Source organism: Chlorogloeopsis sp. ULAP02 (assembly GCF_038404745.2).
GTDB lineage: Bacteria > Cyanobacteriota > Cyanobacteriia > Cyanobacteriales > Nostocaceae > Chlorogloeopsis.
In genome coordinates, this window is record NZ_JAYKTT020000017.1 from 217,317 (window position 1) to 228,221 (window position 10,905).

9 protein-coding genes are annotated in these 10,905 nt (G+C 39.4%); 7 read left to right on the forward strand and 2 right to left on the reverse strand.

All coding sequences use genetic code 11. The features are described from left to right. Positions 1–106: 106 nt before the first annotated feature. The 5 genes from U2718_RS09490 to U2718_RS09510 all read left to right on the forward strand — a co-directional run bounded on the left by U2718_RS09490 (position 107) and on the right by U2718_RS09510 (position 7,983). Positions 107–2,476, forward strand: coding sequence for an acyl-CoA dehydrogenase (locus U2718_RS09490; protein WP_341997661.1), 2,370 nt, complete (start codon positions 107–109; stop codon positions 2,474–2,476). 224 nt (positions 2,477–2,700) lie between these two features. Further along, on the forward strand, positions 2,701–5,136 hold the full coding sequence (locus tag U2718_RS09495; RefSeq protein WP_341997627.1) for a dynamin family protein: 2,436 nt from the start codon (positions 2,701–2,703) through the stop codon (positions 5,134–5,136). Further along, the gene (locus tag U2718_RS09500; protein WP_341997629.1) at positions 5,129–6,163 is read left to right on the forward strand and encodes a diguanylate cyclase regulator RdcB family protein; all 1,035 of its coding nucleotides are present in this window, start codon (positions 5,129–5,131) and stop codon (positions 6,161–6,163) included. Before U2718_RS09495 ends, U2718_RS09500 begins: the two co-directional genes overlap by 8 nt. Positions 6,164–6,207: 44 nt before the next feature. Then, positions 6,208–6,936, forward strand: a complete 729-nt coding sequence (locus U2718_RS09505) for a YkvA family protein (RefSeq protein ID WP_341997631.1) — start codon at positions 6,208–6,210, stop codon at positions 6,934–6,936. A gap of 39 nt (positions 6,937–6,975) precedes the next feature. Beyond that, entirely contained in the window at positions 6,976–7,983 is a 1,008-nt protein-coding gene (locus tag U2718_RS09510; RefSeq protein WP_341997633.1) for a patatin-like phospholipase family protein, read from the forward strand. A gap of 58 nt (positions 7,984–8,041) precedes the next feature. On the opposite strand, the gene U2718_RS09515 is transcribed toward U2718_RS09510, so the two are convergent. Next, the gene (locus tag U2718_RS09515; protein WP_143168401.1) at positions 8,042–8,209 is read right to left on the reverse strand and encodes a hypothetical protein; all 168 of its coding nucleotides are present in this window, start codon (positions 8,207–8,209) and stop codon (positions 8,042–8,044) included. A 126-nt stretch (positions 8,210–8,335) separates the two neighbouring features. Between U2718_RS09515 and U2718_RS09520 the strand changes: the two genes are divergently transcribed. Together U2718_RS09520 and U2718_RS09525 are read left to right on the forward strand one after the other, a co-directional pair. Next, on the forward strand, positions 8,336–9,484 hold the full coding sequence (locus tag U2718_RS09520) for an XRE family transcriptional regulator (protein WP_341997638.1): 1,149 nt from the start codon (positions 8,336–8,338) through the stop codon (positions 9,482–9,484). Then, positions 9,471–9,986, forward strand: a complete 516-nt coding sequence (locus U2718_RS09525) for a hypothetical protein (protein ID WP_341997640.1) — start codon at positions 9,471–9,473, stop codon at positions 9,984–9,986. The genes U2718_RS09520 and U2718_RS09525 overlap by 14 nt, the downstream gene beginning before the upstream one ends. A gap of 127 nt (positions 9,987–10,113) precedes the next feature. Here the strand turns inward: U2718_RS09525 and U2718_RS09530 are convergent, their stop codons facing one another. Continuing rightward, the gene (locus U2718_RS09530) at positions 10,114–10,686 is read right to left on the reverse strand and encodes a GNAT family protein (protein WP_341997642.1); all 573 of its coding nucleotides are present in this window, start codon (positions 10,684–10,686) and stop codon (positions 10,114–10,116) included. Positions 10,687–10,905 lie beyond the last annotated feature (219 nt).

Sequence of the window (10,905 nt, forward strand, 5' to 3'; positions counted from 1 at the left end):
TTTCCTTGTACCAGATTACCTACAATCCTTCCCCGCGTCTTTGTTTCTCCGCGTCACCGCGTCTATTTTATTACTTTTACTGGGCTACATCGGTGTTCCGTTGTGGATGTGGTCGCTCTATTTTGCGGTAGTGTTGGCAGCATGGCAAGCACCTGTTTGGGTTTGGGTATTGTTTGGTGTAGTAATTGCGATTTTGAATGTGCCAATTCTGAGGCGATCGCTCCTCACATCTCCTTTAATTAAAGGTATAAAAGCATTCAATATATTACCGAAAATTTCTGATACTGAACGGGCAGCAATTGAAGCGGGAAATGTTTGGGTGGATGGCGAGTTCTTTTCTGGTAAGCCTAATTTTCAAAGGATTAGAAGCGAACCTTATCCTCAAGTTACACCAGAACTGCAAGCATTTCTGGACGGGCCAGTTGAACAAGTTTGCCGGATGGTAAGCGATTGGGAAATTTATCGCCGCAAGGATTTACCACCTGAAGTTTGGGACTATCTCAAACAAGAGCGCTTCTTGGGGATGATGATTCCTAAAGAGTACGGTGGTTTAGGCTTTTCCAACTTCGCTTACAGTAACGTCATGACAAAGTTGGCATCCCGTTCTTTTACTCATATCGCTACCGTTGGTGTAACAAACTCTTTGGGGCCTGCTAAATTATTACTGCGTTACGGTACACCCGAACAGAAAAATCATTATTTGCCACGCCTAGCTAGAGGAGAAGAAATTCCCTGTTTTGCCTTGACTGAACCGAATGCGGGTTCGGATGCGGCAAGTATCAAGTCTGAAGGGGTGGTGTTTAAGGGTGAAGATGGCAAGCTTTATCTGCGGTTAAATTGGAAGAAAAGATACATTACTCTGGGTGCGATCGCTACTCTGTTAGGGCTAGCTTTTAGACTGCGAGATCCCGAAAATCTTTTAGGTAAGGGCGAAGATGTAGGTATTACCTGTGCTTTAATTCATACCAAAACACCTGGCGTTATTCTAGGGAAGCGTCACGACCCGATGGGTGTGCCTTTTTACAATTCGCCTACGGAAGGACATGATGTAGTCATTCCTATAGACCAAATTATTGGCGGTGTGGAACAGGCGGGACAGGGCTGGAAGATGCTCATGCAATCCTTAGCAGCAGGTCGAGGCATCAGCTTCCCGGCTAGTTGTGCAGGAGTTGCCAAACTGGTAGCAAGAGTGACAGGTGCTCATTCGATAGTGCGGCAACAGTTTGGTTTACCGATAGGTCGTTTTGAAGGTGTTGAAGAACCTTTGGCGCGGATTGGCGGTTTAACATATCTGATGGAAGCGGCTCGCACCTATACCTGTGGTGCGGTAGACAAAGGCGAACAGCCAGCAGTAATTTCTGCGATCGCCAAGTATAACCTAACAGAACTGTCTCGCAAAATTATCAATGACGGCATGGACATTCAAGGAGGCGCGGGAATTTGTCGCGGGCCGAGAAATCTATTGGCAAATATTTATACAGCTACACCAATTTCTATTACCGTCGAAGGGGCAAATATTCTCACTCGCACAATGATGATTTTCGGTCAGGGAGCGATTCGCTGTCATCCCTATGTATATTCGGAAATTGCCGCTCTCAATCAGTCGGATGTCAATGCCTTTGACCAAGTATTCTGGAATCACATCGGGCTAACTATACGTAATGCTTTTCGAGCTAGTCTTCTCAGTATTTCCCGTGGGTATTTGGCTAGTTCTCCCGTCAAAGGAGCGACAGCTAAATATTACCGCAAACTAGAGTGGGCATCTGCTACCTTTGCTGTTCTCACTGATGTTGCCTTATTCTGTTTTGGTGGCACGCTGAAGCGGCGAGAAAAGCTGACGGGAAGGTTTGCTGATATTTTGTCGTGGATGTATCTAGGAACTGCTACTCTGCGTCGATTCGAGGCGGAAGGATCTTTATCAGAAGACTTGCCCTTTGTTGACTGGGCAATGCAATATACCTTTGCTCAAATTCAGCAGGGATTCGAGGGTATTTTCAATAATATGCCCATACCTGTACTCGGTAGCTTATTCCAAGGGCCGATCGCTTGGTGGTGGCGACTAAATCCCATTGGTACTCTGCCCTCCGATCAGCTTGGCAGTGAAGTTGCCCGCAGCCTTCAAACTCCAGGGCAGCGCCGCGACAGACTTACCGCAGGTATATATGTTCCTACCACTGTGGATGAAGCATTGGGACGTTTGGAACACGCTTTTATGTTGTCATCCCAAGCCGAGTCAATTCTCAAAACCATCAAAGCAGCGAGCAATGCTGGTAAGCTACCGCAGCAAAAACCCGAACGCCTAATTGCAGCAGCACTAGAGGCGGGAGTAATTAGTTCCCAAGAGGCTGAACTTTTGTGCGAGGCAGAGATTGCTCGTAATGATGCTATTCAAGTGGATGCGTTTACGCTGGAGGAATATCAGCAAGGAAAATCGAATATTTCCGCACAAGAGATGCTCAAACCTGTGTTGGTTTAGAGAGTTGTGTGATTTACGTAAATAATTTCAATATACCGATACCTGGGTACAAATTTCATTTGGAAGAAATTGAGTACCCAGGTATTTAAATTGAGTAGGCATTTCCAGTTTCCACGTTCTACCGCTTACAAAAACAACCTAAATAGTGTTTTTACTGAACCTCTTATGTTTCTATTAAGCCAGAATCAACATAAGTGAATTAAAGATTTGCGGAGTAGAAACACATGGTTGCTGAGGTACTGAAGCCAAATGTGCGGGACTTGCAAAAAGATGTTGTCGAACTGTTAGAAGAAATTAGTAAATTGATGTATCGCGCTAGTTCAGTTTTAGGTACTGATGGCGTTGAAAATAAGTATACACAGTATCAGCAACAAATTAGCGACGAAGCAAAAAAGGTGCAAAATCTTGAGTTGAGAATGGCAATTGTTGCACCGATGAAGGCAGGTAAATCTACTATTGTAAACGCCATTATCGGACAAGAGATTTTGCCAAGTCGAAACTCTGCGATGACGACGCTTCCCACAGAGATTATTTTAAATGCAGAACTGACTGAACCAATTTTATATCTGAGTCCCGAAGTATTATCAGTTTTTCAAGAAACACTGTTATCTTTGTGTCATAAGATTAAAACTTCAGGGATGGAGCGAGTGCAAAAAAAGCTTGCTCAGTACCCACATTTAGCAGAAATGCCAGAACAAATTCAACAACCTGTAAGCAAGTTAATTCCTGAAAAGAGTGAAGGGCGTGAAAATATCATTCATACTTTAACTTTTTTAAATGATATTGTTCGCCTGTGCAGTATTCTAAACCCAAATGCAAACCCGATACAATACTTGACGGATGCTCCTAGAATATACACTCCATTTTGGCGTTTACAAAAAGCAGAACAACAGCCGGAACTTGGTAATTTAGTAATTGTCGATACACCGGGGCCAAACGAGGCGGGAGAAAATCTCCAGTTAGGGATTGTAGTAGCAGAACAGCTTCGTAAAAGTTCAATAGTGTTGATTGTTCTTGACTTTACTCAGTTAAAAAATGAAGCTGCAGAGAAAGTTAAAAAAGACGTTCAGAAAGTAATTGAATTACGCGGTAAAGATAATTTGTATGTGTTGATTAACAAAGTTGATCAACGCCGTGAAGGTGATATGACTTCAGAACAGGTGCAGCAGTTTGTTGCTGCGGAATTTGGTATTGGTGATGAGGGTGATAAAAACCATGTCTTTGAAATTTCTGCCAGACGTGCATTTACTTCGGCTAATTTTTTGCTGGAATTACAGCAGAAACCAGGTATTGATGTTGCCGAGATGAAAACAGCAAAAGCACTTGCTCAAGAAGCCCTTGGTAGCAGATGGGAAGCAAAACTTAAGAAGGCAAGTATAGACAATTTACAAGACGAAGCTAAGTATCTTTGGGAAGAAGTGTCTGGCTTTGATCCATTTTTAAATGGTGCAATTTCAGCACTAATGGCAGAAGCTGCTCCAAGATGTATGATATCTGCACTAACAATTGCTCGTCGCAGACTTTCAGAACTAAATAATGACGTGCAACTTAGAAGTAGTGCTATCAATCAAGATGCAGGAAAAATAAAACGTGAAATTGAGTCTTTAAATCGTGATTTAGTTACTCTAAAAAAAAGATTAAAGGATTTAAAGTCAGAATTAGAATCAATTAAAGAAGAATTACATCATAAATTAAATTTAAAATTAAAAGATTTGAATCACAAAACAGCTAGATCTATTGAATACTACTTTCTTGATGGAATAGCAAAACGAGTCAATGAAGCTAATCACTCTAATCCATTTAAAATTGTTTTTAAGCTAATTGAACAACTGGATATAGCTTTTAGAAAATTATTGCTAGAAAATATAGCCATACCTATTGTAGATGGATTGGAAATTTTTCCTAAATCAATTTCTCATCTTTTAAGGTATAAAGTAGCATTGCGTAACAGGAATGAATTGGAATTTAAAACTAAACAAGAAGCTGAAGATTTCGCAGAACAATTGGTAGTAGAAGCCAAACAAATAGTAGAAATATTACTAGAAAAAACTATAAAAGAAATAGAAGCAGAAATTCATAGTAGTCAAAAAAAATTACATGATTCATTAAGAAACAATACAAAAGGAGTGATTGAGAATGCCCGTAAGAGATTAAATCAAGCTTTTTCTATAGAGCTTTGTTTACCACCTTTATTATCGGAAAATTTCAGAAATAATTTGGACATGCTAATAACAGATCCTATTGAAGAACACCCAACTTTTGACGTTATTAAAACAGTAATTAACTTTTTCCGTTCACTATTCGGTAAAAAATATACAGAAGAAAAAGAAAAACGTTATATAGTATCACTAGAAAAAACAGTTGTTCAGTTCAATAGTGCAACAGAAGCTAAAATACAAGAGACAGAAAATCAAATTAGTAAGTACCTTGAAAAGGATTTTAATTATCGCATTAAATCCTTTGTCAAACAATTAGAAAATTATCTAATAAATTATCAAAATAATTTGGAACAAGCATTACAAGATCAAGATTTATCTTTAGCTAAACAAAAGGAAAACAGGGCAGAAATTGATGATTTGGCTGAGAAAGCTCAAGAATTGAGAAAAAAATTAGAGAGCCAACAAGATAAAGCAAATCAATTAATGCAAGAAAATGATTAATTTTACTGATAAACACAAATCAAATTATATCCCTACTCCATCTATTCCCTATCTAGAAGAACTCCAGCGTCAAGTACCTGTAGTTGGTGATAAAGCCTTAATTGACCTAATTAATGGCATTCAAGTTAGCAAAGATATCATCCGCTATCGCAAAAATCGCAGTTGGTTTGGTCAATTATTTGATAAAGTTGACGGTAGCGATAATAAACGCAGATTACTGTTAGATGGAAATTTCATTGCAGGTCAAGAAGCACTTTACAAATGGGTACTAGAACTAACTGATTCACTTCGCATTAGTCAAGTTGCTTTGGAAGTGACTCAAAATTCTTTGCTAGAAGCGCGTGATGCTATCCGCAATCAAAAACAAAGGTTACAAAAGCAAGAAGAAGCACTTTTTGAACTCAGCAACCAATTAAATCAATTAGCGGAACAAGTAAGCATTAGACTCAACAATTTAGAAGCGCGAATGCGTCAGCTAGAAGTGCGGGTGGCTGCTCATGAAGATTTAGATCATATTGTTACCGCTTGGGCTGCTGGACAAACTTATACTAAATTACCTTGGGCTGTGCAAGTTGCCTTGTTAGCACGGGAAGTTTTTAGTAGTTCTGTGGTGATGTATGAACTAGAAACTGGCGATACAAAGCGTTATCGTCAGCTATTAGTTAATAAAATTATTGCCATAAGTAAACAGCTTCCTAATAATTTCTTTAGCCTTAGTGATTTATTAGATCAATCCTGGCTGGCAATGACAAAGGATAATCAGGAATTAATAGCAGCCTTACTGGAAATTCGCTCAGTTCCACAGCAACGCTTAGTAAATACACCACATTTGTTTGTTATTGGTACAACATTGGAATTAGCTACTCTACCAACAGAAGCTAGACCGAGTAAACCAGCACAAAGCGCATTAGAACTATGCCGTGCCCAAATTGACACTATTTCTCGTACCACTGATGCACGGGAGTTTATTACTGCTGTGGTGGAAGAAACTGCCAATGATTGTATATCAATAATTGCTAATAGTTAACTAAAAAATATGTTTTGTGTAAAAAATAATATCTTTAAAAGAATATGAAATTAACCGCTATTAGAAAAAGGCTATATCGTAATTCAGAAAATCAGTCTTTTACAGAGAAAATAATACAGCAGATTGAACCAAAAATTGGTTTATCCGAAGATACAACAGTTAATGATGATAAAATTAATAAAAAAAGTCAGAAACAAATCAAAAAGATAGGGTCACAAATCCAAGATGTCGCACTGTTTGAGAGCATCGCATTTTGGCAAATATATTTTTTGCATTGGGCAGTAAAAGTAGATTCCTACACTTTAATGAAATATGTATCTTTGAAAATTAAATCTTACCCAAAAACACTTCGTTATAGTCAGTTCAATAGAACAGTAAGAATATTAAGTTTTGCTTTAAATAGAAATAATTGGAAACAAATAAATAACATTAGGTCTAAATACCAAGCTTTAGTTCAATGGTCTCGACAACCAGAATCTATTTGGTTTCCATTAACATTAGCACTAGGTTTGTGTTTTTATTTCATTGTTCCTGAAGATTTTTTACCAGACTTTATTCCAATTATTGGGTTTATAGATGATTTTATTGCCATTAGCTTCGTCATTATCTGGCTTGCTATTGAGTTGCAAGAAAACATTGCCCAGCTAGGTGAGATTGAAGCTAGAAAACATATCTTCATCCTGAAATTGATTTTTAGTTTTAGTATTGCAGGAGCAGTTTCAGCTATTTCAGTTAAATTATTGATGCAAATTTGGGAATTTTTCTATCTATAAGTTTTACCAACCCATTAAAATTGCACAGACAAAATAGATATGAAATCAGCTAATCCTCAACTTGGACTTGTACTTACAGGCGGTGGTGCTAAAGGAGCATATCAAGCAGGCGCTCTTCAATATATTGCCGAAATAGGACTAGAACCCCAAATTATTGCCGGAACTAGCATTGGCGCTCTCAATGGTGCTGCTCTTTCAGGCTATCATCCTTTCCCTTACGCTGTTCAACGTCTGATCCAACTTTGGGAACAGTTAGGTAAAGCAGAAATTTTACGCCCAAATACGGGTACTGTTCTCCGCACTCTTAGCTACACTGCTCAAACCTTTACACCAACACTGCGGGCATGGCTAATTGATTTTCTTGCAGCAGAGGGTTTAATGCAAAATTCAAGTGCTATTTTTGATCCTGCTCCAATTGAGCAACTGTTACGAGAAGCTGTTAATCCTGATGAAATACGGCGTGGGATTGAGTTATGGGTAACGGTCTTTCCCTCTTTGAAAATACCCGGTTTGGGTTACGACTGGTTAGTTGATTTTATACGCGCTCGTACTGGCACAGATGCTCACTGGCTTTGTATTCAGGATTGTACTGATGATGAAACAGTTTACAAATTACTTCTGGCTAGTGCTGCCCTTCCCCTAGCATTTCCCAGTCGGGAAGTTAATGGACAATCCTATGTAGATGGTGGTTTGGCTGATAATGTACCTTTGAGAGCTTTGGCAAAACGTGGTTGCAAAAACGTCATTGTAATTCACTTAAATAATGGTGCTGCTTGGAGCCGCCATGACTTTCCTGAACAAACTGTAATTGAAATTAGACCCAAAGAGAGAATTGAAAAGTCTGATACTCCGATAATTGGCAAAATTGATACCTTTTTAGATTTTAGTTATGAACGCATTGCCGAACTAAAAAAGCGCGGTTATGAAGATGCTAAACGCTGCTTAATTCCAATTATGGAGGTTTTTAGAACCGTAACATATCAGCGTGAATCTCATAACTCGTTGGCTAATTCTACGCAACGTCTCCTGAACAACCCACCCTTATGAAATAGGACTTACGCATTGACAAAATTAGTTGTCTCCACGATTGAACCCAATTTTAGTATTAATCTTCCTTACGAACACCTTTAAAAGGTTCTCCGTTCTGCTTTACATCCATAAACCGTCCGGTTTCAGCATCACGCTTCACCCATTGTTCGGTCACAGGGTTGTAAGTTTGGCTACGGTTGTCCACAGCACCACGGCGATAACCTTTGCCTGTATTTTTTGCCATATCTTTATCACCTCCTTAAGACAGATGTAAAAGTCTTTTTACATTTTCTAGTATAATTATAAATAATATTGTCAACAAGTTTGACATTTTTTTGATACCTCTAGCGATCGCTCTAAAGAATCAGCCATGAAAGAGATCATTGCTGCGAACCTGATCCGCTACCGTAAAAGTCTAGGCTTGTCTCAAGAGCAACTTGCAGAACAAGCCGGGGTAACTCGCCAAAGCATCAATAACTACGAGAACGCCAAAACTTTACCAGACAGCAAAATCCTCTCTGCTCTGGCTCGTGTTTTGGGTGTTGCACTCGATGATTTACTACGATCGCAAAGCGAAGGACTACCCAATTTCCGGTTCCGCGCTCATCTTTCCTTTGACACGGCACTTGCTTCAAGTCGGGAAACCCGCCCAACGCAGTGCCTCAAAAATGCCCAGTTTGTAGCCCAAGTGTTACGAATGCTGCAAACTTACAACACCCTAGAACAAGCGGTTGGCTTACCGAGCTACACGCCAGAAAGTACACCTTGCCATCAAGTAGAAGGCAATGAAAAACGCATTCAAGCAATTGCTGCTCAGTTTCGCCACCGTTTGGGATTGGGAGATGCTCCCATTGCTAACCTGTTTCAATCTGTCGAAGAAATCGGCTTAAAAGTTTTACGTCAGTCAATTCCTATCAAAGGTTTCTTTGGTTTGAGTGCTTGTAGTGATATTGAAGGTGCTTTTGTTTTGGTAAATACCTATAACATCACCATTGAACGTCAATTATTTACGCTGGCGCATGAAATTGGACACCTAATCTTCCACCGAGTTGACTACCAAGACACTCTAATTGAGGAGGGAACCAAAGAAGAAGAAAAAGCACGAGAAAAAGTAGCAAATTACTTTGCTAGTCATCTACTTGTTCCCCAAGCTGATTTTGAACGAATGTATACACTTACCCAAGATATTGTCAAACTTAAGCGGCATTTCCGGGTGAGTTACTTAGTCATCTTGAACCGTTTAGCAGAAATGGGAATTATTGATTTTGCTAAAGAGAAAGCCAAAATATATGCAATTTATAAAAAGCAACATGATGGTGCATCTTTGCAAAATTCAATGGAACTACCACCTGCACTGGCTGCGGAGGATTATCCAGAAAATGAACGTTATGAATTTCTAATTTGGCAGTCCTTAAAATTGGGCAAGATTTCAGAAATGAAAGCAGCAGAGCTTCTCAATTTAACTGTTGAAAAACTGCGGGTGCGTCGTCAAGAAAATGAGGTTTATGCAGTCGCTTAATGGAACAATTCTTGACGCAACAGCACTCATTGATTTTTACTGGCTGAAAGAGTGGGAGTGGCTACAACAATACTATAGTCCGTTATACATTGCCCAGGAATTGATAGACTCAGATCAACTGGAACTCCCTACTCGTCAAGCTGCTAAACAATACTTAATGCCTCTGGCTCTTTCCACAGAAGAGATGTTTGCCAGTTTTCTAGAATTTGGCATCAAAGAACCTCTTCTGAGTGTCGCAGACCGATCTACAATTGCCATTGCCCGTCATCAGTTGCTTGTTTGTGCTAGTGATGACGGGCTAGTTGTTGAAACTTGTAAAGCATACCGCATCGCCTATACCCGTACATTGCGATTATTAGGTGAGATGGTAGAGACTGAACACAAAACAGTAATAGAAGCGATCGCAATGGCTGATAAACTCATTAAGGATCGGGGTAAATACATTTCTCCCAAGGTGTTGACAGATTGGACAATAAGTTTGCAAAAGTACGGTACGAGCTAAAACGTCAAGAGATGCATAAAAATGCCCCACATGAAATGAAGGACGCTGATTACAGTAACCCCACAGTAGTAGCAACAATGCATAGCCTCTTTTTTTAACCAAAGTGGAGCGAGCGCAACCCTTCAACCTACGCAAGACTAAGAAATTGTATCTGCATCATTTCCCGCTCCAAAATGGCAAATAATAAAGCATCTCGCCATTGACCTTTAATTAATTCATACTCTCGCAGATATCCTTCCTGCCGCATACAAATTTTTATTAAAACTCGCATTGAAGCTTTGTTTTGCGGATCGCAGATTGCAAAAATTCGATGTAAATTTAATTGCTTAAAACCAAATTCTAGGAGTTTGCTTCCCAATTCGGTTGCATATCCTTTTCCCCAGAATTCTTTAGCCAAGCAGAATCCGATCGAGGCTTCTCGCTTGTCTGGGTTGGTGATGGAAATGCGACAAGAGCCAATTACTTGTTTGTTTGCTTTTAAAGTAACTGCAAAAGCAAAATGCTGACGCAATTTTTTGCGCCGCATTTTCACTTCTGCTTGCAAAAAATTTTTGGTATCTTCTTCTGTATTGGGGCCAAATGGTAGATAACGCACAACAGCTGGATCGGAGGCGTAGATATGCACTGCCTGCCAATCTGACTCTACAAACTCTCGGAGAATGAGACGTTCGGTTTCTAAGGGTGGATAAATACTGCTCATAAATTTAGTTTAGAAGTTAGGAGTTACAAGTTACAAATAAAACTCACTACTTCTAACTGATAGTCCAAAATCATATTTTATTGTTAAATTTCGCACGCAAATGACTAACAATTGCTCAAACTGCTCTGCTAGCTCAATATATTTTTGGCACTCGCCCGTTTATTTTAATATTCATCCTATCTACAATCAAAACTTTTCAATAAAAATGCATTTAAATAT